The following is a 22,177-nucleotide window of genomic DNA, read 5'->3' on the forward strand; positions in this document are numbered from 1 at the left end:
TATGTTAAATCTATAAATTTGAAACTAAATCAAGGTTAATTCTATGTACACACATTATATAGGAAGTAGTTTGAATGTTTATATAATATTTTACAAAAAGATGTTGTATTATAATGTCTAATTTTACATGTGTTTCAGTAAAATTTGTTGTGGAATGTTAACGATATACGTATTTTATAAAAAATTTTTTATAATGATTATTCGAATGATGCGTAACGCTTACATCTTATCTAATGCTAGCTTTTTGACAAAAATATGACAATCAATTAATGTGATTCTAATAAATATTCGCAAATTGCTTTATTGCGATTAAATTTTTTTGGTGGTACTATATAGAAGTTGATGAAATATTAATGAACTTATATGCAAAAGTATATTGAGAAATAAACAGGTAAAAAGGAGAATTATTTTGCAAAATTTTAAAGAACTAGGGATTTCGGATAATACGGTTCAGTCACTTGAATCAATGGGATTTAAAGAGCCGACACCTATCCAAAAAGACAGTATCCCTTATGCGTTACAAGGAATTGATATCCTTGGGCAAGCTCAAACCGGTACAGGTAAAACAGGAGCATTCGGTATTCCTTTAATTGAGAAAGTAGTAGGGAAACAAGGGGTTCAATCGTTGATTTTAGCACCTACAAGAGAATTGGCAATGCAGGTAGCTGAACAATTAAGAGAATTTAGCCGTGGACAAGGTGTCCAAGTTGTTACTGTATTCGGTGGTATGCCTATCGAACGCCAAATTAAAGCCTTGAAAAAAGGCCCACAAATCGTAGTCGGAACACCTGGGCGTGTTATCGACCATTTAAATCGTCGCACATTAAAAACGGACGGAATTCATACTTTGATTTTAGATGAAGCTGATGAAATGATGAATATGGGATTCATCGATGATATGAGATTTATTATGGATAAAATTCCAGCAGTACAACGTCAAACAATGTTGTTCTCAGCTACAATGCCTAAAGCAATCCAAGCTTTAGTACAACAATTTATGAAATCACCAAAAATCATTAAGACAATGAATAATGAAATGTCTGATCCACAAATCGAAGAATTCTATACAATTGTTAAAGAATTAGAGAAATTTGATACATTTACAAATTTCCTAGATGTTCATCAACCTGAATTAGCAATCGTATTCGGACGTACAAAACGTCGTGTTGATGAATTAACAAGTGCTTTGATTTCTAAAGGATATAAAGCTGAAGGCTTACATGGTGATATTACACAAGCGAAACGTTTAGAAGTATTAAAGAAATTTAAAAATGACCAAATTAATATTTTAGTCGCTACTGATGTAGCAGCAAGAGGACTAGATATTTCTGGTGTGAGTCATGTTTATAACTTTGATATACCTCAAGATACTGAAAGCTATACACACCGTATTGGTCGTACGGGTCGTGCTGGTAAAGAAGGTATCGCGGTAACATTTGTAAATCCAATTGAAATGGATTACATTAGACAAATTGAAGATGCTAATGGTAGAAAAATGAGCGCACTTCGTCCACCTCATCGTAAAGAAGTACTTCAAGCACGTGAAGATGACATCAAAGAAAAAGTTGAAAACTGGATGTCTAAAGAGTCAGAATCACGCTTGAAACGCATTTCTACAGAGTTGTTAAATGAATATAACGATGTTGATTTAGTTGCTGCACTTTTACAAGAGTTAGTAGAAGCGAACGATGAAGTTGAAGTTCAATTAACTTTTGAAAAACCATTATCTCGCAAAGGCCGTAACGGTAAACCAAGCGGTTCTCGTAACAGAAATAGTAAGCGTGGTAATCCTAAATTTGACAGTAAGAGTAAACGTTCAAAAGGATACTCAAGTAAAAAGAAAAGTACAAAAAAATTCGACCGTAAAGAGAAGAGCAGCGGTGGAAGCAGACCTATGAAAGGTCGCACATTTGCTGACCATCAAAAATAATTTATAGATTAAGAGCTTAAAGATGTAATGTCTTGAGCTCTTTTTTGTTTTCAATAATTGATTCTCTGTAGATATCAAAGTACTAACGTTTTAAAGGTTAAATATTTAATTGGATTGAGATCTGTATGCGGTTATATCATTCTGTGTAAATATGGTTCTCCACCAAATGTGGTGAGTATATAATTTAAAGAACTATTTTTAAATTAAGAATAATCGAACATAAATAAACTTTATGAAATTTCAGTATCATGTTCTTGTAAAAAAATAATAGGGCTTTTTGCTGACGCTAGTGCGCGATAAATAATAAGTTGAATATAAAAAAGATCACTGCCAATCATTCGTTTAATGGCAGGATCTTTTTTATTTAATTATTTCTCTTTCCACTGCAACATTTGATAACCAATGCGTGGATGTGTTTTAATAATATCTTTTGCGTCCTCATGACATTGTGAAAGTTTTTGTCTTAATGATGTCATATGCACTCTTAAACTAGGCATTTCAGTCTTATTAACATAGCCATATATTCGTTTTAATATCATCTCATAAGTGAGTACTTTTCCTTTATGATTTGACAATAGTTCTAACAAGCTAAATTCATTTGGAGTCAAATGTACCTCCTGATTATTAATAACAACAGATTTGGAGCCAAAGTCGATGCTTAGCAAACCGTTAGTAAATACAATGTTAGTTTCTTGATGCGACTTAGCGATTCTCTCGATGACTCGTATTCGTGCCCGAAGCTCATCAACATTAAAAGGTTTAGTCATATAGTCATTCGCACCGTTATCTAAAGCTTGAATAATTGTTTGTTCTTCTTGTCTTGCACTTATTACAATGATAGGAATGTCAGTATGTTGCCTGATTTCTGAAATCAAACATAATCCATCTTTATCTGGTAAACCTAAATCTAATAAAATGACATCTGGTTTATCAATTTGAATTTTAAAGTGTGCTTGTGTGGCATTGTCGGCTGTAGTTACATTGTAATAATCTAAAGTTAATGCAACATCAAGTAAATGTGTGATTGCGTGATCATCTTCAATTATCAATATTTTAGATTGCATTATACGTCTCCTTCATTAAAGTCTGTATCTATATTGAAATAGAATATACTGCCGTGTGGTTGGTTCGGTTTATATTGTAAGTTTGATTGATGTTTGTGTAGGATAGTCTGTACTAAATATAAGCCTAGTCCCATGCTTTCTTTTTGGTTATCTTTAAAATATTTATTTGATCCTGTGTAAAAAGGCTCGAATATCTTTTGTTGTTCTTCTAAACTAATTCCAGGTCCTTCGTCTATAACGGCAAATTCGATTTGTTCATCGCTAGCATAACGAATAGATAAATTGATTTTGGTGTCAGTAGAAGTGTGTTTAACTGCATTTTCAATCAAATTGAATAAAGCTTGTAAAATCAACTTACTGTCAATGTGTATAAACTGTAAATCTACTGAGGATGATACAGTTATACGCTTTTTTAAATGGCGACGTTCTAGAATCATATCGATTTCTTCTACTAATTCACTAACGAGATAAGGTTGCAATTTTATCTGAACATTTGATGACTGTAATTTTGTTAATGATAAAATATTTGTCACTAATAGATATAAATACTGACTTTCTTGAAAACTATGCACAAGTAATTGTTCCTTTTCTATGATAGACATATCTTTACTATGTGATACTAAAATATCTAAATTTCCCATAATTGTTGTTAACGGTGTACGTATGTCATGCGAAATTGATCTTAAAAAATTTGAATGTGTCAGTTGACGTTCAGCCTGTAACATGGATTCTCTCGTTTGTTTAAGTAACGTCACATTTTCAACGGCGAGAGAAAGTTCATTTAACATTGATTCTAATATTGATGCATCATATGGATTAATCACTTGAGAACTTTGGTAATCAATGGCTAGAATGCCTTTAATCGGAGATGTGCCAATTGGTATCAACCATTTATTAATGCCTGGAAATGTATCTGTTGTTGCACCAGCTTGTCTTTCATTTTTAATTACCCAGCTTAATGCTTGTTCATGCTGTTGAGTCGTATTATCGATATGGTTTTGCAATGGTATTGTTTTAATTACTTTCGATTGATTGATAACGTATATAGTAATTGATTGTTGCAATAATTGATTAATTTGGTATCCAGCATTTATTAGTAAGTTTTCAACTGTATAAGTTTGTTTAATCGAATCATTAAATTGAAATAATAAATCTGTACGATAAAGTTGCTTTTTAGTAATGGAGTATTGGAATTTAATTTGTTTTAATAAAGCACTCGTTAAAATACTTGTTAAAATGCTAACGATAAATGTAATAGGATAGTCAAAGCGATATACTTCAAATGTATATCTAGGTTCCGTAAAAAAATAATTAAAAACAAATACGTTAATAATTGCTGCTAAAAAGCCAATGATGAAGGATCGCGTCCAAATGGATAACAAAATGATGCCGATGAGAAAAATCATTAAAATAATCGTACTAGACTCATGCTTATCAAGTTGATAAATCCACAGTCCCATCATTACACAAATTATTTGAATCAAAATCATTTTTAACATATCTATGGCGAAACGTTTGCCTTTAGGACGATAGGGTGATTTGTTCATTTTCAATTCAACAGGTATTTGTTTGATTGGAACGATTTCGACTTTATAGCTATGTTCAAAGGACATTAAATGGTCAATTAAAGGTGTATTGAAAAAGTCTCGCCACTTATTTCTAATATGTTGTCCGATAATTAATTTGGTTACATCTTGATTTTTACACCATTCGTCTAATCCTAATGCAACGGTTTGGCTATAAACTACTTTTACTTTTGCTCCTAATGATTTTGCAAGCATGAGATGTTGATGCACTTGCTTTTGACTATCTTTATATTGCCTGTTTTTTTCGAATACATCTATATAAATAGCAGTGAATTTCGCATGTTCTTTTTGAGCAATATGGAATGCCTCTTTAATTACTGCTTCATTATAAATGCTCCCACTAATTGCCACAGCAATATGAGGTTTGAGTGACGTTTTATGATTGTGTCGGACTTTTTCTTTATCACTCATCAAGTCGGCAACTGTTCTTAACGTCAATGTACGCAGTTCGCTTAGGTGGGCATACGTAAAGAAATTACTAAATGCTACATCTAGCCTATCCTTTTTATATACCTTGCCAGCTTTTAAGCGTTTAATTAATTGTTCAGGTGAGATATCTACGACTTCTAATACATCGGCGCTCATTATGAAATAGTCGGGTACACGTTCTTTAACATGTACACCGGTCATCAGTTCAATTTGACTACTTAAACTTTCAATATGTTGAATGTTCAAAGTGGTATGAACATCGATACCATGATTTAAAATTTCTTCAATATCCATATATCGTTTCTCATGACGATCTCTAGAAATATTCGTATGTGCTAACTCATCGATAAGTACTATTGTCGGCGATTCTTCGATTATGCGGTCGACATCTAAATATTGAAAATGATGACTACCATGTTTAGTAAAATTGGTTGTGATTTTAGGTAATTGTTCAGCTAATGCATTTGTTTCATCACGCTGATGCGGTTCAATATATCCTATTTTAATATCAACGTTACTTTGAAATAGTTCAATGGCATTTGAAAGCATCTCAAATGTTTTACCAACACCTGGACTGTAACCGATGTAAATTGTTAAAGATCCACGCTTTTTTCCTATGTTTAGCGATTCAGTGTTTGACATAACCTTCACCTCGATAGCAATATCATAATATTCTTCACAATTAAATGCTATAAAATTTATTTCTGCATACACATCTTAATGATTTCTTAATAACTAAGTTTGAAAATTAATATTTCTCTCATAAACAAGTTGTTACGATGTTGTTGTGTTGTAAGGAGGTTATGGCAATGCTCATCGTTTTATTACTGGTAGTTATTGCATTAGTTTTGTATTTATTTTATGCCTTAATTCGTAGTGAAAAATTTTAGAAATATATTAAGTGAGGGTTATCATGGAAATAATTTTGTTTCTAACAATGATGGTTATGATTACGTATGTTTTTAGTGGATATCTATATCGCGTAGCATTGGTGCAATCGTCAAGAGTAGATTTAATATTTACTAGATTTGAAAATATGTGTTTTAAAATTATCGGCACAGATTTAGAACACATGTCAGCTAAAACATATGTCAAACATTTTCTGGCATTTAATGGATTTATGGGGTTTATAACATTTGTATTGCTAATAGTTCAGCAATGGCTTTTTTTAAATCCAAATCATAATTTAAACCAATCGATAGATTTAGCGTTTAATACAGCAATATCTTTTTTAACAAATAGTAATTTACAACACTATAACGGTGAATCAGATGTGACATATTTAACGCAAATGATTGTAATGACATATTTAATGTTTACATCTAGTGCATCAGGTTACGCCGTTTGTATAGCGATGTTGAGACGTTTAACTGGATTAACTAATATCATTGGTAATTTTTATCAAGATATTGTTCGGTTTATTGTCCGAGTAGTTTTACCATTATCATGTTTAATTAGTATTTTATTGATGACTCAAGGTGTACCACAAACGTTGCATGCTAATTTAATGATTCGGACTTTAAGCGGACATATTCAACATATTGCATTTGGACCTATTGCATCACTTGAATCAATAAAACATCTTGGTACGAATGGTGGAGGATTTTTAGCAGGAAATTCTGCAACACCTTTTGAAAATCCAAATATTTGGAGCAATTTTATAGAAATGGGCAGTATGATGTTACTTCCTATGTCAATGTTGTTCTTATTTGGTCGCATGTTAAGTAGACATGGTAAACGAGTACATCGTCATGCGTTGATATTATTTGTCGCAATGTTTTTCATTTTTATAGCAATTCTTACATTAACTATGTGGAGTGAGTATCGTGGTAATCCAATACTAGCGAATTTAGGCATTTATGGACCGAATATGGAAGGTAAAGAGGTACGGTTTGGAGCAGGCTTGTCAGCACTATTTACAGTTATTACGACGGCATTTACAACGGGTTCTGTTAATAACATGCATGATAGCTTAACGCCTTTAGGTGGATTAGGACCAATGGTATTAATGATGCTAAATGTTGTATTTGGTGGCGAAGGCGTAGGACTCATGAATTTATTGATATATGTCTTACTGACGGTGTTTATATGCAGTTTGATGGTTGGTAAAACACCAGAATATTTAAATATGCCAATTGGCGCCCGTGAAATGAAATGTATTGTCTTAGTCTTTCTCATACATCCAATTTTAATTTTAGTATTTTCAGCACTTGCTTTTATGATTCCTGGAGCAAGTGAAAGTATAACGAATCCGTCTTTTCATGGTATTTCGCAAGTTATGTATGAAATGACATCAGCTGCTGCGAACAATGGATCAGGGTTTGAAGGACTGAAAGATGATACAACATTCTGGAATATCTCTACAGGAATCATTATGTTGCTTTCTCGTTATATACCAATTATTTTGCAATTAATGATTGCATCAAGTTTAGTGAATAAAAAATCATACCACCAAGATAAATATACAATAGCGATTGATAAACCTTATTTTGGCGTATCACTAATCGTATTTATCGTTTTACTAAGTGGTTTGACATTTATTCCAGTACTATTACTTGGTCCTATTGGTGAATTTTTAACTTTAAAATAAAGTAAAGGGATGGAAAAAATGCATCATGTAAATAAATATTTCAATCAAACAATGGTGATAGAAGCTTTGAAAATGAGTTTTTATAAGCTGAATCCTAAACAATTAATAAAAAATCCGATAATGTTTGTCGTTGAGGTTGGAATGATTTTAACGTTGATATTAATATGTTTTCCTGACATATTTGGAACTAGTTATCTATCGCGAGGTTATTTGATTACAATTTTTATCATATTATTAATAACTATATTGTTTGCTAATTTTTCAGAAGCCTTTGCTGAAGGTCGTGGAAAAGCGCAAGCTGATAGTTTAAGACAAGCACAATCAAATTTAACTGCTCGATTGATAGAAGAAAATGGTGCGTATCGGATAGTGAACGCCACAGAGTTAAAAGCCGGACAAAATATTCGGGTAGAAAATGGAGAAACAATCCCTGTTGATGGCGTTGTAATAAATGGATTAGCAACCGTTGATGAATCTGCAATTACTGGTGAGTCTGCACCTGTGATAAAAGAATCAGGTGGCGATTTTGATGGAGTCATTGGCGGTACACTTGTAACATCTGATTGGTTAGAAATACGTGTTGAGAGTGAAGCGGGTACATCTTTTTTAGATAAAATGATTGCCTTAGTTGAAGGGGCGGAAAGAAATAAAACACCAAATGAAATTGCACTTTTTACATTATTAACAACGTTAACAATTATATTTTTAGTCGTTATTGTAACGTTATATCCAATAGCATCTTACCTGCATTTAATTTTACCTATTGCGATGCTCATTGCGTTAACAGTATGTTTAATACCAACGACAATCGGTGGTTTGTTATCGGCGATTGGTATTGCAGGCATGGATCGTGTTACTCAATTCAATGTATTAGCGAAAAGTGGGCGTGCTGTAGAAGTATGTGGAGATGTCGATGTAATGATTTTAGACAAGACAGGCACAATCACTTATGGCAATCGAATCGCTAGTGAATTTTTACCAGTGAATCAACAAATGCTGGAAAAATTGATAGTCGCTGCTTATATGTCATCAATCTACGATGATACGCCAGAAGGAAAAAGTATTGTACGATTAGCGAAGCAGATGTATATATATGAGCTGCCTAAAGACATTGATGGCACATATAAGACTTTTACAGCTGAAACTAGAATGAGCGGAATCATTACAAATGAAATATCGGTATTCAAAGGTGCACCTAATAGTATGATAAATCTTGTCAAACAACAACAAGGCAATATTCCTCTTAATATTGAGTCTCTCTGTATGGATGTATCGAGTAAAGGTGGCACACCATTAATAGTCATTGAAAACAATGTCATGCTTGGCGTGATTTATTTAAAAGATGTGATTAAAGATGGTCTTGTAGAACGATTTACTGAATTGAGAAAAATGGGGATTGAAACAGTTATGTGTACAGGTGATAATGCTTTAACAGCAGCTACAATTGCAAAAGAAGCCGGGGTTGATAGATTTGTTGCAGAGTGTAAACCCGAAGATAAAATTAAAGTCATCAAAGATGAACAAGCGAAAGGCCATATTGTTGCGATGACAGGAGATGGTACAAATGATGCACCTGCGCTAGCACAAGCGAATATAGGATTAGCTATGAACTCAGGGACAATTAGTGCTAAAGAGGCAGCTAATCTAATTGATTTAGATTCGAATCCTACAAAGTTAATAGAGGTTGTAAAAATAGGCAAACAATTATTAATGACGAGAGGTGCATTAACGACATTTAGTTTGGCTAATGACGTAGCAAAATACTTTGCAATTTTACCTGCACTAATGATGTCAACAATTCCAGAAATGACTTCACTAAATATTATGCATTTATCGTCACCTAAATCTGCAATTATATCAGCTTTGATATTCAATGCATTAATCATTGTTGCCTTAATTCCAATTGCCATGAAAGGTGTAAAAGTAAAGGGTTACAGCATTGATAGAATTTTTATAAATAATATGTTGATTTATGGATTAGGTGGATTAATCGTCCCGTTTTTAGGCATTAAATTAATAGATATGATTGTACAATTTTTTGTGTAAAGAGGAAGGAGCCTGTACCATGAATACGATAAGAAATAGTATTTGTTTAACGATAATAACTATGGTATTATGTGGATTTTTATTCCCGTTAGCTATCACGTTAATTGGTCAAATATTTTTTTATCAACAAGCAAACGGCAGTTTAATTACGTATGACAATCGTATAGTAGGATCAAAATTGATTGGACAGCACTGGACAGAGACACGATATTTTCACGGGAGACCGAGTGCAGTTGATTATAATATGAATCCTGAAAAATTATATAAAAACGGCGTATCATCAGGTGGAAGTAATGAATCGAATGGAAACACCGAATTAATAGCACGCATGAAACATCATGTTAAATTTGGGAATTCAAATGTAACAATAGATGCTGCAACAAGTTCTGGGTCGGGCTTAGATCCGCATATTACGGTTGAAAATGCATTGAAGCAAGCACCTCGTATTGCTGATGCTCGTCATATATCTACTTCAAGAGTGGCCGACTTGATTCAACATCGTAAGCAGCGTGGTGTGTTAACAAATGATTATGTGAATGTGCTTGAACTAAATATTGCTCTTGATAAGATGAAAGATTGAATATAGATGAAAGGCATCATGTTGATAAAATTATAACATGGTGTCTTTTTAACAATTCAAGCACTTTCTGCTTAACTAAATTTTTAGATGTACCTTTAGGAAGAATAAATTAGCATGAAATATTCCATATGCTATAATTATCAACATATAAAAATAAAATGAAATAGATTATAAATCCGTATAATTTTTTATTTGGGGAGAGGGGTATATGTCAGATTATACTAAGTTGTCTAAGAGTCCTAAGTCAGCATTGTTGTATTACTACATTACGAATGGCTTAGAATTTATATTGAGTGTAGCTGTGTATGTCATTTTTTATTTTATATGGTTAAGATTTGAATGGCCACATTACTTACTTTATATTTTGTTGGTTTTAGGTGCTCTGAGTACATTAAAATTATTTATTAAGCCTTTATGGCAATATCATTGTCGCTTTTATAAAGTTGATCAACTAAGTGTACAATATCGTACATCATTTTTTATATATAAAGAAGAAACGAGTCGAATTGAACGTTTACAATACTTGTCGATTAAATCTAATCCAATTAGTAAAGTGCTTAATTTGTATAAAGTTGGATTTATGACTGCAGGTCATACTATTTATTTACCGATGATGTCTCATGACGATGTTAAAATAATCGAAGCGAGAACTATGTCGAATTTGAGAGGGGTTGAAAGTGATGTCTGAACCTCAAAAATTACATCCGATTTCATATTTTAATGGCATAATCAATGCTATCAAACAAAACATAGTCGTCTTTTTTATTTTCATTATCTTTCAATTGAAAGATTTTGACTATGCGAATCCCGAATCATATTTATGGATAGGTATTGTATTTGTATTCTTTTTAATATCATACATTTCTCAAATTGTCGGAATTATGAACACGCGATATTGGATTGAGGATAATTATTTCATTTTAACAACAGGTATTTTTAATAAAAAGCGTAAAGAATTAAATATAAAACGTATTCAGTCCGTTGATATGACACAAGGGGTCGTCAATCAAATTATTGGTGGTGTGGATTTACAAATCAAAACACCAAGTGATGGTATTGTCTTAAGTGTTATTTCGAAAAAACAAGGTGAATATCTTGAACGCTATATTGATCAATTGCAAACAGAGTTGAAGACAGAAGTGGCGCAAAAGTCTAGTGCTGAGAAGAATGACAACTGTAATCATGACATTGAAGGTAATGTGGAAGACATCGCAGAAGGTCGCTTAGATGAAGTGCAGAACACTGATAGTATGCTTAATCAGAAAAATAAACGCATTCCTATATATCAGATGAATTTTAAAGAATCACTATTTATGGCAATGACCAGTGGTGCCATTGGTGTAACGTTAGTAGCTTTAGTACCTATTTACGGGGCTGTAAGAGAGTTGATCCCATGGTCGAAGCTAAATCATGAAATTAGTCAATGGGTTCAAATTGTAAGTATTTCAGTATTAATCATCATTTTACTAGTATTAATAGTGGCATATATTATTGGAACGATTATAACGATGATAAGATTTTATGGCTTTTCGGTGATGCTTGAAAATGAGCAACTTAAAATTGAATATGGTCTCTTTAACAAGAAGAAAGTAACTGTACCAACGAAACGATTGCAAGCTGTTGTTGAACGTCAGTCATATATACGAAGATTATTTGGCTACACAGCAATACATTTTATCATCACAAGTGATTTTGAAAATAAAAAAATCGAAGATGATGACAATGATTCAGGTAGTGTGCCGATATTGCCGTTTATTAAACGAGACAAAGCATATCAAATTATCCAGAATTTAGTACCAGATTTATCTTATCAACAAGTTAATGAAGGTATGCCTTTGTCAGGTTTCCACAGACACTTTTTAATACCTAGTATTATTGTCATAGCTATGGCAGGTATTGGCTGTTATTTTTGGAATCAATTATTATTGTTATTTACGATTATAACAATAGTCATTATTGGTTTATTTGTGATCAAAGGATATCTTTATGTCAAACATGCGGGTTTTAAAATGACAGAAGAACAAATTACTATCCAGAATTTCGAGCTATTGAAACGAAATATTTATTATTTTAAAGCGCATCACATTATAGGATTTGACACTTGGCAACATACATTACTTAAACGCAACAATTTAAATAATTTTAGCTTTATTGTTGCTAAAGGTGTGGGAGCCCAATCGATTAACCTAAAATACGCAAGAAGTGAAGATGCAAATAAATTGAAATCATGGTATTTAAGAGGTGAAAATGATGAGGGATTATAATTTTATGTCACCACACGCTAAAAAAGTGATGAGGTTAAGTGCTGTGCTGTTTTGGATACCCATAGCGCTTGTACTTTTAATCGCATTTAATATTTTGAACTGGCTATTTTGGGAGATATTAGATAACAATATATCCATTGTTAGTAGTGTGATTATAATATTACTTGTTGCTGTTTTCACGCTTGTCATAGCGCCAGTATATCGATATAAGCACTGCAGATATGCATTTGAAAAACACCATTTGCGTGTACGAAACGGCATTTTATTTTTGGATGAAAAAGTAATACCATATTTTCGTATTCAAAATATTGATATCGATGTTGGTCCTATAATGAGACGCTATCGATTAGCAACTTTGACCCTTTATACAGCGGGTGGTCAAGCTGAAATTGAATTAATAGATAGAAGTGAAGCACGTAGATTGAAACGATGGTTAAATAACGAGAGACATTTAGAAAACAATAAAAATGAGGAATAATCAATGATACATGGAATTGGTGTAGATTTAATCGAAATCGATCGAATAAAAGTGTTATATAGTAAGCAGCCAAAATTGGTTGAGCGGATTTTAACTAAAAATGAACAGCACAAATTCAACAATTTCACACATGAGCAACGTAAAATTGAATTTTTAGCTGGCAGGTTTGCTACAAAAGAAGCGTTCAGTAAAGCATTAGGCACAGGCTTAGGAAAACATGTAGCTTTTAACGATATAGACTGTTACAACGACGAACTTGGCAAACCAAAGATTGATTACGAAGGGTTCATCGTACATGTTAGTATCTCACACACTGAGCATTATGCGATGAGCCAAGTTGTTTTAGAAAAGTCAGCATTTTAAATTTGTTATACAATGATAATTAAGATCTAGTTTTAAAACGTGTGGGAATTACAGGAGGAAGTAATATGTCGGATAAATATTATAGATCTGCGTATATGAATGTAGATTTAAACGCTGTTGCATCAAATTTCAAAGTATTCAGTACATTGCATCCAAATAAAACAGTGATGGCTGTCGTTAAAGCCAATGCCTATGGACTAGGTAGTGTTAAAGTAGCACGTCATTTAATGGAAAATGGCGCCACATTTTTTGCTGTAGCAACGTTAGATGAAGCGATAGAACTTAGAATGCATGGGATTACTGCTAAAATTTTAGTCTTAGGTGTGTTACCAGCTAAAGATATTGATAAAGCGATACAACACCGAGTTGCCTTAACGGTTCCGTCTAAACAGTGGTTGAAAGAAGCAATTAAAAACATTTCTGGTGAGCAAGAGAAAAAGTTATGGTTGCACATTAAATTAGATACAGGAATGGGACGTTTAGGTATTAAAGATACTAATACGTATCAAGAAGTGATTGAAATCATTCAACAATATGAGCAACTTGTATTTGAAGGCGTGTTTACACACTTTGCCTGTGCTGACGAACCAGGAGATATGACAACTGAACAATATCAACGTTTTAAAGATATGGTCAATGAAGCAATTAAACCTGAATATATACATTGTCAGAACTCAGCAGGCTCTCTATTAATGGATTGCCAATTCTGTAATGCAATAAGACCAGGAATTTCCCTTTATGGATATTATCCATCAGAGTATGTACAGCAAAAAGTTAAAGTACACCTTAAACCAAGTGTGCAATTAATTGCTAATGTAGTTCAAACAAAGACGCTACAAGCGGGTGAGTCTGTAAGTTATGGTGCAACTTATACAGCTACTGACCCAACTACAATAGCTTTGTTACCTATTGGATATGCAGATGGCTATTTACGCATAATGCAAGGTAGCTTTGTAAATGTAAATGGTCATCAATGCGAAGTTATTGGTCGCGTATGTATGGATCAGACAATTGTTAAAGTGCCAGATCAAGTTAAAGCTGGAGATTCGGTGATTTTAATAGATAATCATAGAGAAAGTCCACAGTCGGTAGAGGTGGTAGCTGAAAAGCAACATACTATTAATTATGAAGTGCTTTGTAACTTGTCGAGACGTTTGCCGCGAATCTATCATGATGGTGATCAACGTTTTGTAACAAATGAATTGTTAAAATAATATGGTCAGTGCATATAAAATTTGTTATCATTAGAGTAATTAAAGGTCATTTAATAACTTTTGGAATCAATTGGAGGTTCTCATATGTTATCTTTTAGTCAAAATAGAAGTCATAGTTTAGAACAATCTTTAAAAGAAGGATATTCACAAATGGCTGATTTAAATCTCTCCCTAGCGAACGAAGCTTTTCCGATAGAGTGTGAAGCATGCGATTGCAACGAAACATATTTATCTTCTAATTCAACGAATGAATGATTAGACGAGGAGATGTTTATTTAGCAGATTTATCACCAGTACAGGGATCTGAACAAGGGGGAGTCAGACCTGTAGTCATAATTCAAAATGATACTGGTAATAAATATAGTCCTACAGTTATTGTTGCGGCAATAACTGGTAGGATTAATAAAGCGAAAATACCGACACATGTAGAGATTGAAAAGAAAAAGTATAAGTTGGATAAAGACTCAGTTATATTATTAGAACAAATTCGTACACTTGATAAAAAACGATTGAAAGAAAAACTGACGTACTTATCCGATGATAAAATGAAAGAAGTAGATAATGCACTAATGATTAGTTTAGGGCTGAATGCAGTAGCTCACCAGAAAAATTAGGCGTCTATTATATGTATTTTTCAGAGATAAATAAAATATTGATATAAAAGACAATAACTTTATAATAATTATAACTATTTCTAAATTCTGTACGAAGAATTTTCTTATAAACAAAGATTTTAGCAAATACCAGTTATGATATTCATATTTTTTATTATAAAAGGATGTCTTAAGTTTTTTAGGCTTTAGGTATTCCATCCTAAAGTTTTTTTAGCTTAAAAGTATCATCTACAGCAAAATTGCAAACGACAAAATTGATAAGTGCAATTAAATAAATGTTAGTAAGTGAATCATAATTATCCTTGCTTAAGCATTTGCTTTGTAAGGGAAGTGAGGAGGCAACTAATCGTGGAAGAATTTAAGCAACATTATAAGGGTTTAATTGATGAAAGTTTAACGTGCCAAGATAAAGTAGAATTGATAAAAAAGTGTGAGAAATACACTGACGAAGTGATTCGTAAGGACGTCTTGCCTGAAGACATTGTCGATATTCACAAAAACTATATATTGACGTTAAACTTAACGCGTGAAGATGTGTTCAAGACATTAGATGTCTTACAAGAAATCGTTAAAGGCTTTGGTTATAGTTATCGAGATTATCAAAGATTGGTAGATAAACTTCAAGTTCACGATAAAGAGATAGACTTAGCTTCTAGCTTACAACAAACAATGCTTAAAACAGATATTCCACAATTTGATAGTATTCAAATTGGCGTTATTTCAGTGGCGGCACAAAAAGTAAGTGGAGATTATTTTAATTTAATTGACCATAACGATGGCACAATGAGCTTTGCTGTTGCAGATGTCATTGGAAAAGGTATACCAGCTGCTTTAGCAATGAGTATGATAAAGTTTGGCATGGATTCTTATGGACACTCACAATTACCGAGTGATGGTTTAAAACGTTTAAATCGTGTTGTTGAAAAGAATATTAATCAAAATATGTTCGTCACAATGTTTTATGGTTTATATGAAGAAATGAACCATTTATTGTATTGTAGTTCAGCTGGTCATGAGCCTGGATATATTTATCGCGCTGAAAAAGAAGAATTTGAAGAAATTTCAGTTAGAGGTAGAGTGTTAGGAATCAGTTCACAAACACGATATCAACAACAAGAAATTCCAATATACCTTGATGATTTAATTATCATTTTAACGGATGGTGTGACTGAAGCTAGAAATAGTGAAGGTACCTTTATAGATAAACAAAAACTTTTAGAATATATTAAAAAACATAAACATATGCACCCACAAGATATTGTTCAAATTATCTATGAAGCAATTTTAAAGCTTCAAAACCCAAATAAAAAAGATGATATGACTATTTTGATTATAAAAAGAGTAAATTAATTTAAAAAAGAAGATTAGAAATTATTTCGATGGGTATATAATAATTTGAAATATAAATATGGTGGATACAGCGCTTAAAATGAAGATAAATATTTTTAATAAGTAGGAGTGTAATGAAATGAATCTTAATATAGAAACAACCACTCAAGATAAATTTTACGAAGTTAAAGTCGGTGGAGAATTAGATGTTTATACTGTGCCTGAATTAGAAGAGGTTTTAACACCTATGAGACAAGATGGAACTCGTGATATTTATGTTAATTTAGAAAATGTGAGTTATATGGATTCGACAGGTTTAGGTTTATTCGTAGGTACATTAAAAGCATTAAACCAAAATGATAAAGAACTATACATTTTAGGTGTGTCAGATCGTATCGGTAGACTATTTGAAATTACTGGTCTTAAGGATTTAATGCATGTTAATGAAGGAACGGAGGTCGAATAACATGCAATCTAAAGAAGATTTTATCGAAATGCGCGTGCCAGCATCGGCAGAGTATGTAAGTTTAATTCGTTTAACACTTTCTGGCGTTTTTTCGAGAGCTGGTGCTACATATGATGATATTGAAGATGCCAAGATTGCAGTTAGTGAAGCTGTGACAAATGCAGTTAAACATGCATACAAAGAAAATAACAATGTGGGCATTATTAACATATATTTTGAAATTTTAGAAGATAAAATTAAAATTGTTATTTCTGATAAAGGTGACAGTTTTGATTATGAAACAACTAAATCAAAAATAGGTCCTTACGATAAAGACGAAAATATAGACTTTTTACGCGAAGGTGGCCTAGGTTTATTTTTAATCGAATCTTTAATGGATGAAGTCACAGTATATAAAGAATCTGGTGTGACAATCAGTATGACTAAGTATATAAAAAAAGAGCAGGTGCGAAATAATGGCGAAAGAGTCGAAATCAGCTAATGAAATTTCACCTGAGCAAATTAACCAATGGATTAAAGAACACCAAGAAAATAAGAATACAGATGCACAGGATAAGTTAGTTAAACATTACCAAAAACTAATTGAGTCATTGGCATATAAATATTCTAAAGGACAATCACATCACGAAGATTTAGTTCAAGTTGGTATGGTTGGTTTAATAGGTGCCATAAATAGATTCGATATGTCCTTTGAACGGAAGTTTGAAGCCTTTTTAGTACCTACTGTAATCGGTGAAATCAAAAGATATCTACGAGATAAAACTTGGAGTGTACATGTTCCGAGACGTATTAAAGAAATTGGGCCAAGAATCAAAAAAGTGAGCGATGAACTAACCGCTGAATTAGAGCGTTCACCTTCTATCAGTGAAATAGCTGATCGATTAGAAGTCTCAGAAGAAGAAGTGTTAGAAGCAATGGAAATGGGACAAAGTTATAATGCGTTAAGTGTTGATCATTCCATTGAAGCTGATAAAGATGGTTCAACTGTTACGCTATTAGATATTATGGGGCAACAAGATGACCATTATGACCTAACTGAAAAACGTATGATTTTAGAAAAAATATTACCTATATTATCTGATCGCGAACGAGAAATCATACAATGTACGTTTATTGAAGGATTGAGTCAAAAAGAGACAGGTGAGCGTATCGGTTTAAGTCAAATGCATGTATCACGACTTCAGAGAACGGCAATTAAGAAATTACAAGAAGCAGCACATCAATAGAATTTGCTTATTAATGATACGTTTTATAATGAAAAATCCATATAATTATCCCTTGATTATTAAATTGAAATCGAGGGGTATTTTTAATTTAATTAAGATTTTCGAATTAATACATTATTAGTGTAGTTTAATGTGTATCCACATAAATGTCGCGATATAGTATTAATAATTTAAGTGAAGAAGATATCTAATTGTCGTTTTAAATAGGTGGGTTGCTATTAGAATAAAAAAAGTAGTCTTAGATTATGAAATTTAGAAATGATGGTGTGTCATTTTCAATAATCTTAGTGCGTTTTAAAATATAGTATGACCTAATCATTCGTTTTAAATGTTTTGGAAGTGAAAATTACATTAAGTATCATACCTTAATAGAAGTATTTTAGAATATGTTAAAATAAATGAGTAAATTTAAGAAAAAGTGTGGGTTAAGTAAATGGACAATCAATTGATTAATTCAATCATAGAGAAATATCAATTTAGTAAAAAACAAATTGAAGCAGTATTAACACTGCTAGAAGAAAAAAATACAGTACCATTTATTGCGAGGTATCGAAAAGAGCAAACTGGTGGACTAGATGAAGTTCAAATAAAGCAAATTGATGACGAATACCAATATATGGTCAATTTACAAAAACGTAAAGAAGAAGTTATCAAAAATATAGAACAGCAAGGATTACTTACTGAGGAATTAAAGAAGGATATTTTAAAACAGAACAAATTACAACGTGTTGAAGACCTATATAGGCCTTTTAAACAAAAGAAAAAGACAAGGGCAACTGAGGCGAAACGTAAAGGGTTAGAGCCATTAGCGATATGGATGAAGGCACGTAAACATGAAGTCTCAATTGAAGAAAAAGCACAACAATTTATAAATGAAGAAGTGCAATCGGTTGAAGATGCTATCAAAGGTGCACAAGATATTATTGCGGAACAAATTTCAGATAATCCTAAATATAGAACAAAAATTTTAAAAGATATGTATCATCAAGGTGTGTTAACTACATCTAAAAAGAAAAATGCTGAAGATGAAAAAGGTATTTTTGAAATGTACTATGCATATAGTGAGCCAATTAAACGCATTGCTAATCATAGAGTTTTAGCTGTTAATCGTGGTGAAAAAGAGAAAGTATTATCTGTAAAGTTTGAATTCGATACGACATCAGTAGAGGATTTCATTGCACGTCAAGAAATCAATCATAATAATGTAAATCGCAGTTATATTTTAGAGGCGATTAAAGATAGCTTGAAACGCTTAATTGTCCCTTCGATAGAGCGTGAAATCCATGCTGATTTAACTGAAAAAGCTGAAAATCATGCAATAGATGTTTTTAGTGAAAACTTAAGAAATCTATTACTGCAACCTCCAATGAAAGGTAAACAAATATTAGGCGTAGATCCAGCATTTAGAACAGGTTGTAAATTAGCAGTCATTAACCCATTCGGTACTTTTATAGCAAAAGGTGTGATTTATCCGCATCCACCAGTTTCTAAAAAAGAGGCAGCAGAGAAGGATTTTGTACAAATGGTTAAAGCGTATGATGTGCAATTAATTGCAATTGGCAATGGTACTGCAAGTCGTGAAACAGAACAATTTGTTGCAGATTTAATTAAAAAGCATCAGTTGCCAGTACAATTCATCATTGTCAATGAAGCGGGCGCTTCAGTATACTCAGCATCAGAAATTGCTAGAGATGAATTTCCTGATTTTCAAGTGGAAGAAAGAAGTGCCGTATCAATTGGACGACGCGTTCAAGATCCATTAAGTGAATTAGTTAAAATCGATCCTAAATCTATTGGTGTCGGACAATACCAGCATGATGTTAATCAAAAAGCACTAGAAAATGCATTAACTTTCGTTGTTGAAACAGCAGTTAACCAAGTAGGTGTTGATGTCAATACAGCATCATCATCATTATTACAATATGTGTCTGGTCTAAGTTCGCAAATTGCTAAAAATATAATTGCATATAGAGAAGAAAATGGCGCAATAAAGCATAATAAAGAGTTAAGCAAGATTAAGCGTTTGGGTGCTAAAACTTTTGAGCAGAGTATAGGATTTTTAAGAATAGTAGACGGTTCAGAGCCATTGGATAATACATCGATTCATCCCGAAAGCTATAAAGTAACGTATCAGTTATTAGATAAACTCGGATTTGGTGGCAATGATTTAGGCAGTGACGCATTAAAAGCTAAATTAAATTCATTGGATATGGATGAACTGGCGATTGAATTACAAGTCGGTGTGCCTACATTAGAGGATATTATTAAATCCTTGAAAGCACCTAATCGAGATCCAAGGGACGAGTTTGAAACACCAATCCTTAAATCCGATGTGCTATCAATTGAAGATTTACAAGAAGGAATGAAATTGAGTGGTACAGTTAGAAATGTAGTAGATTTTGGAGCATTTGTAGATATAGGTGTTAAACAAGATGGACTTGTCCATGTTTCGAAACTTTCTAAGAAGTTCGTAAAAAATCCAATGGATATTGTCAGTGTTGGTGATATCGTTGACGTTTGGATTTACAGTATTGACAAAAATAAAGACAAAGTATCATTAACGATGATTGATCCACATGAATAATGACAAACTTCAGCGAATGGTTGAGCATCTTTCGGAAGAAAAATTTGGACGTACGTTTCGACATTGTGCATATTTTAATAAAAGGTTACGTACAACAGGCGGACGTTATCTTTTAAAGTCCCATGATATTGAAATTAATCCAAAACAATATGAGCATTATGGAGAAGATGCTGTTGTAAAAATTATACTGCACGAATTGTGTCATTATCACTTGCATATTGCTGGTAAAGGTTATCAACATAAAGATCAAGATTTTAAACGATTGAGCCAACAGGTTGGAGCGCCTAGATTTTGTAACAGCATTGAAAGCTATCAACAACGGGCAAATTATGAATATTATTGCACTAAATGTCATGCAAAATATATACGTATCCGTAAAGTTGATACGAATCGTATGCGTTGCGGACATTGCAATGGAAAATTAAGAATGAAAAGACAATTGAAATAAGTACAATACAAATAGAGCTAATTCGTGTATATGTAAGATTATTTATGAGTTGTATGGAATTTATATAGAATTTATCAGTGAGTTATTTTGATTGGTAAACATAGTAATTGAATAAGAAGAAATTGTGTTTATAAAATGTTTAAAGCCGAGATTGTCGTAATTTAATACTTCGCAATCTCGGCTTTTCTACTTATGATATAGGTAATGGCATAAATTGTGGCTTGATAGGATGAAATTAAAATGATTAGATTAAAAATCTTGGCGTATTTTAGTAATAATTAATATATAAACTTTACCCAATTAAAGCTTTAAAGTAGCACAAAAGATAATTATACATTTTTTATGACATTTTGATTGAACTTTTCTATTGACTGTACAGCTTATAGTTAGTATGATTAAACACGTTCCTTAAAAAAGAACAAATTAAATAAACTTTGATTTGAAAGACAGTCAATTCTAAATTTAATTTATAAAATATGTTGACAATAAGTTCTAAATGTTTTATTATAAATAGCGTTGTGTTAACAACTGATAACACAAATTAATTTAATGTAAAAAAACGATTAAAAGTTATTGACAAATATTTTTAAACATAATATAATAAATAACGTTCTGAAAAACGAAGATGTTTTAAATGCCTATATCCGCGGTCGTGGCGGAATGGCAGACGCGCTAGGTTGAGGGCCTAGTGGGAGAAATCCCGTGGAGGTTCAAGTCCTCTCGGCCGCATCAAAATTCTTAATTTAAATAAGCGGGTGTAGTTTAATGGCAAAACCTCAGCCTTCCAAGCTGATGTTGTGGGTTCGATTCCCATCACCCGCTCCATAGATAATTTTAATGAACATTGAAAACTGAATGACAATATGTCAACGTTAATTCCAAAAACGTAACTATAAGTTACAAACATTATTTAGTATTTATGAGCTAATCAAACATCATAATTTTTATGGAGAGTTTGATCCTGGC

Annotated in this window: 20 protein-coding genes and 2 tRNA genes; 20 read left to right on the forward strand and 2 right to left on the reverse strand. The window is 32.4% G+C overall.

What is annotated here, in order from left to right; genetic code table 11:
• The first annotated feature begins 409 nt into the window (after nucleotides 1–409).
• Nucleotides 410–1,930, forward strand: coding sequence for a degradosome RNA helicase CshA (cshA, locus tag IDG64_RS06590; protein ID WP_001178942.1), 1,521 nt, complete (start codon nucleotides 410–412; stop codon nucleotides 1,928–1,930).
• Between the two features lie 368 nt (nucleotides 1,931–2,298).
• On the opposite strand, the gene IDG64_RS06595 is transcribed toward cshA, so the two are convergent.
• Both IDG64_RS06595 and IDG64_RS06600 read right to left on the reverse strand, forming a co-directional pair.
• Entirely contained in the window at nucleotides 2,299–2,994 is a 696-nt protein-coding gene (locus tag IDG64_RS06595; protein ID WP_001190841.1) for a response regulator transcription factor, read from the reverse strand.
• Nucleotides 2,994–5,651: a sensor histidine kinase gene (locus tag IDG64_RS06600; RefSeq protein ID WP_000072284.1), complete on the reverse strand. Its 2,658-nt coding sequence runs from the start codon at nucleotides 5,649–5,651 to the stop codon at nucleotides 2,994–2,996. Before IDG64_RS06600 ends, IDG64_RS06595 begins: the two co-directional genes overlap by 1 nt.
• 137 nt (nucleotides 5,652–5,788) lie before the next feature.
• Here IDG64_RS06600 and kdpF point away from each other — a divergent pair, with 137 nt between their 5' ends.
• The 19 genes from kdpF to IDG64_RS06695 all read left to right on the forward strand — a co-directional run bounded on the left by kdpF (nucleotide 5,789) and on the right by IDG64_RS06695 (nucleotide 22,036).
• On the forward strand, nucleotides 5,789–5,899 hold the full coding sequence (gene kdpF / locus IDG64_RS06605) for a K(+)-transporting ATPase subunit F (RefSeq protein ID WP_001789641.1): 111 nt from the start codon (nucleotides 5,789–5,791) through the stop codon (nucleotides 5,897–5,899).
• A 23-nt stretch (nucleotides 5,900–5,922) separates the two neighbouring features.
• The gene (gene kdpA / locus IDG64_RS06610) at nucleotides 5,923–7,599 is read left to right on the forward strand and encodes a potassium-transporting ATPase subunit KdpA (protein ID WP_000402659.1); all 1,677 of its coding nucleotides are present in this window, start codon (nucleotides 5,923–5,925) and stop codon (nucleotides 7,597–7,599) included.
• A gap of 18 nt (nucleotides 7,600–7,617) precedes the next feature.
• Nucleotides 7,618–9,645: a potassium-transporting ATPase subunit KdpB gene (kdpB, locus tag IDG64_RS06615; protein ID WP_000546603.1), complete on the forward strand. Its 2,028-nt coding sequence runs from the start codon at nucleotides 7,618–7,620 to the stop codon at nucleotides 9,643–9,645.
• Nucleotides 9,646–9,664: 19 nt separating this feature from the next.
• Nucleotides 9,665–10,225 carry a K(+)-transporting ATPase subunit C gene (locus IDG64_RS06620; RefSeq protein ID WP_001092409.1) on the forward strand — a complete coding sequence of 187 codons (561 nt, stop codon included), beginning with the start codon at nucleotides 9,665–9,667 and terminating at the stop codon, nucleotides 10,223–10,225.
• A 208-nt stretch (nucleotides 10,226–10,433) separates the two neighbouring features.
• Entirely contained in the window at nucleotides 10,434–10,913 is a 480-nt protein-coding gene (locus IDG64_RS06625; RefSeq protein WP_001287079.1) for a PH domain-containing protein, read from the forward strand.
• Nucleotides 10,906–12,489, forward strand: coding sequence for a PH domain-containing protein (locus IDG64_RS06630; protein WP_001294621.1), 1,584 nt, complete (start codon nucleotides 10,906–10,908; stop codon nucleotides 12,487–12,489). The genes IDG64_RS06625 and IDG64_RS06630 overlap by 8 nt, the downstream gene beginning before the upstream one ends.
• Complete coding sequence (locus IDG64_RS06635; protein WP_001205912.1) at nucleotides 12,476–12,967, forward strand: PH domain-containing protein; 492 nt, start codon at nucleotides 12,476–12,478, stop codon at nucleotides 12,965–12,967. The genes IDG64_RS06630 and IDG64_RS06635 overlap by 14 nt, the downstream gene beginning before the upstream one ends.
• A 3-nt stretch (nucleotides 12,968–12,970) precedes the next feature.
• Nucleotides 12,971–13,330 carry a holo-ACP synthase gene (gene acpS / locus IDG64_RS06640; RefSeq protein WP_000581197.1) on the forward strand — a complete coding sequence of 120 codons (360 nt, stop codon included), beginning with the start codon at nucleotides 12,971–12,973 and terminating at the stop codon, nucleotides 13,328–13,330.
• A gap of 65 nt (nucleotides 13,331–13,395) precedes the next feature.
• Entirely contained in the window at nucleotides 13,396–14,544 is a 1,149-nt protein-coding gene (alr, locus tag IDG64_RS06645) for an alanine racemase (protein WP_001281154.1), read from the forward strand.
• An 84-nt stretch (nucleotides 14,545–14,628) separates the two neighbouring features.
• Nucleotides 14,629–14,799, forward strand: coding sequence for a type II toxin-antitoxin system antitoxin MazE (gene mazE, locus IDG64_RS06650; protein WP_000948331.1), 171 nt, complete (start codon nucleotides 14,629–14,631; stop codon nucleotides 14,797–14,799).
• Entirely contained in the window at nucleotides 14,796–15,158 is a 363-nt protein-coding gene (locus IDG64_RS06655) for a type II toxin-antitoxin system PemK/MazF family toxin (protein ID WP_000621175.1), read from the forward strand. The genes mazE and IDG64_RS06655 overlap by 4 nt, the downstream gene beginning before the upstream one ends.
• 348 nt (nucleotides 15,159–15,506) lie before the next feature.
• Nucleotides 15,507–16,508 (forward strand): SpoIIE family protein phosphatase, encoded by a 1,002-nt coding sequence (locus IDG64_RS06660; protein ID WP_000390829.1) that lies wholly within the window; start codon nucleotides 15,507–15,509, stop codon nucleotides 16,506–16,508.
• Between the two features lie 118 nt (nucleotides 16,509–16,626).
• A complete protein-coding gene (locus IDG64_RS06665) occupies nucleotides 16,627–16,953 on the forward strand; it encodes an anti-sigma factor antagonist (protein ID WP_001052491.1) in 327 nt (108 codons plus the stop codon).
• A 1-nt stretch (nucleotide 16,954) separates the two neighbouring features.
• Nucleotides 16,955–17,434, forward strand: coding sequence for an anti-sigma B factor RsbW (gene rsbW, locus IDG64_RS06670; RefSeq protein ID WP_001190829.1), 480 nt, complete (start codon nucleotides 16,955–16,957; stop codon nucleotides 17,432–17,434).
• Entirely contained in the window at nucleotides 17,409–18,179 is a 771-nt protein-coding gene (gene sigB / locus IDG64_RS06675; RefSeq protein ID WP_001041103.1) for an RNA polymerase sigma factor SigB, read from the forward strand. The genes rsbW and sigB overlap by 26 nt, the downstream gene beginning before the upstream one ends.
• A gap of 433 nt (nucleotides 18,180–18,612) precedes the next feature.
• Nucleotides 18,613–20,763, forward strand: coding sequence for a Tex family protein (locus IDG64_RS06680; RefSeq protein ID WP_000370124.1), 2,151 nt, complete (start codon nucleotides 18,613–18,615; stop codon nucleotides 20,761–20,763).
• On the forward strand, nucleotides 20,756–21,211 hold the full coding sequence (locus tag IDG64_RS06685) for a SprT family protein (RefSeq protein WP_001058104.1): 456 nt from the start codon (nucleotides 20,756–20,758) through the stop codon (nucleotides 21,209–21,211). The genes IDG64_RS06680 and IDG64_RS06685 overlap by 8 nt, the downstream gene beginning before the upstream one ends.
• 646 nt (nucleotides 21,212–21,857) lie before the next feature.
• Nucleotides 21,858–21,940: transfer RNA gene (locus tag IDG64_RS06690), tRNA-Leu, on the forward strand.
• 22 nt (nucleotides 21,941–21,962) lie between these two features.
• Nucleotides 21,963–22,036: transfer RNA gene (locus IDG64_RS06695), tRNA-Gly, on the forward strand.
• The last annotated feature ends 141 nt before the right edge of the window (nucleotides 22,037–22,177 follow it).

It is taken from the genome of Staphylococcus sp. EG-SA-15, from assembly GCF_017151895.1.
Lineage (GTDB): Bacteria > Bacillota > Bacilli > Staphylococcales > Staphylococcaceae > Staphylococcus > Staphylococcus aureus.

Excerpts from the sequence above, each read along its gene's own strand:
- kdpB (WP_000546603.1), top strand. The coding sequence starts at position 7,618 with ATGCATCATGTAAATAAATATTTCAATCAAACAATGGTGATAGAAGCT.
- rsbW (WP_001190829.1), top strand. The coding sequence starts at position 16,955 with ATGCAATCTAAAGAAGATTTTATCGAAATGCGCGTGCCAGCATCGGCA.
- IDG64_RS06680 (WP_000370124.1), top strand. The coding sequence starts at position 18,613 with ATGGACAATCAATTGATTAATTCAATCATAGAGAAATATCAATTTAGT.
- acpS (WP_000581197.1), top strand. The coding sequence starts at position 12,971 with ATGATACATGGAATTGGTGTAGATTTAATCGAAATCGATCGAATAAAA.
- alr (WP_001281154.1), top strand. The coding sequence starts at position 13,396 with ATGTCGGATAAATATTATAGATCTGCGTATATGAATGTAGATTTAAAC.
- IDG64_RS06635 (WP_001205912.1), top strand. The coding sequence starts at position 12,476 with ATGAGGGATTATAATTTTATGTCACCACACGCTAAAAAAGTGATGAGG.
- IDG64_RS06595 (WP_001190841.1), bottom strand. The coding sequence starts at position 2,994 with ATGCAATCTAAAATATTGATAATTGAAGATGATCACGCAATCACACAT.
- mazE (WP_000948331.1), top strand. The coding sequence starts at position 14,629 with ATGTTATCTTTTAGTCAAAATAGAAGTCATAGTTTAGAACAATCTTTA.
- IDG64_RS06630 (WP_001294621.1), top strand. The coding sequence starts at position 10,906 with ATGTCTGAACCTCAAAAATTACATCCGATTTCATATTTTAATGGCATA.
- IDG64_RS06665 (WP_001052491.1), top strand. The coding sequence starts at position 16,627 with ATGAATCTTAATATAGAAACAACCACTCAAGATAAATTTTACGAAGTT.
- kdpF (WP_001789641.1), top strand. The coding sequence starts at position 5,789 with ATGTTGTTGTGTTGTAAGGAGGTTATGGCAATGCTCATCGTTTTATTA.
- IDG64_RS06655 (WP_000621175.1), top strand. The coding sequence starts at position 14,796 with ATGATTAGACGAGGAGATGTTTATTTAGCAGATTTATCACCAGTACAG.
- IDG64_RS06625 (WP_001287079.1), top strand. The coding sequence starts at position 10,434 with ATGTCAGATTATACTAAGTTGTCTAAGAGTCCTAAGTCAGCATTGTTG.
- IDG64_RS06685 (WP_001058104.1), top strand. The coding sequence starts at position 20,756 with ATGAATAATGACAAACTTCAGCGAATGGTTGAGCATCTTTCGGAAGAA.
- kdpA (WP_000402659.1), top strand. The coding sequence starts at position 5,923 with ATGGAAATAATTTTGTTTCTAACAATGATGGTTATGATTACGTATGTT.
- sigB (WP_001041103.1), top strand. The coding sequence starts at position 17,409 with ATGGCGAAAGAGTCGAAATCAGCTAATGAAATTTCACCTGAGCAAATT.
- IDG64_RS06620 (WP_001092409.1), top strand. The coding sequence starts at position 9,665 with ATGAATACGATAAGAAATAGTATTTGTTTAACGATAATAACTATGGTA.
- IDG64_RS06600 (WP_000072284.1), bottom strand. The coding sequence starts at position 5,651 with ATGTCAAACACTGAATCGCTAAACATAGGAAAAAAGCGTGGATCTTTA.